The sequence below is a fragment of the Facilibium subflavum genome (genome assembly GCF_003574485.1).
GTDB lineage: Bacteria > Pseudomonadota > Gammaproteobacteria > Francisellales > Francisellaceae > Facilibium > Facilibium subflavum.
Genome location: NZ_QLIT01000359.1, coordinates 1 through 577 on the forward strand (window position 1 = coordinate 1; position 577 = coordinate 577).

The following is a 577-nucleotide window of genomic DNA, read 5'->3' on the forward strand; positions in this document are numbered from 1 at the left end:
TCTTTTCTGTATTATATGTCAACATAACTCGAATACAAAGCTCTAAAGCATCATCACACATCATTTGCTGACAATCTATTAAGGGAACACTAGTTAGACCCACCTCTCTTGCGGCAACCGCAGGAAAGGTTGAAGTTATATCAGATGTTGCAGTAAATATTATATTTACAATATCTTTAGTCTCAACAGCATTCTTCGTCAAAATATAGTATAAAAGCTCTTTTGTGGCTTCGATGACGTTTTCTTTGGTATCCTTTATTATTGTTGTTGCGCCTCTTATAGACCATTGCATAAGTTATTTCACCTTAATTTTAATCGATTTTTGTTTTAAAAGCCTTGGTAATGGAAAATGAATTTCTTCATTAATCCCATCGAATTCCTCAACTACAACATTATTATTGCAAACCTCGGATATCTTAGTGATTATATCCTGAACCAAATATTCAGGAGCTGAAGCTACTGCACTTACACCACACACCTGCTTATTTTCAAACCAAGATTCTTCAATATCCAAAGGATTATCAACTAGATAAGAATCCATTCCTGCCAAAGTTGCAAGCTCTTTAAGCCTATTTGA

Annotated in this window: 1 protein-coding gene and 1 pseudogene; both read right to left on the reverse strand. The window is 34.3% G+C overall.

Annotation, left to right across the window (positions count from 1 at the left end):
* The coding region (aroH, locus tag DNK84_RS13920; RefSeq protein WP_119345031.1) for a chorismate mutase at positions 1-292 on the reverse strand (292 nt) is incomplete at its 3' end.
* Between the two features lie 3 nt (positions 293-295).
* Positions 296-577, reverse strand: a pseudogene (gene ispH, locus DNK84_RS13925) (4-hydroxy-3-methylbut-2-enyl diphosphate reductase); the annotation flags it as partial.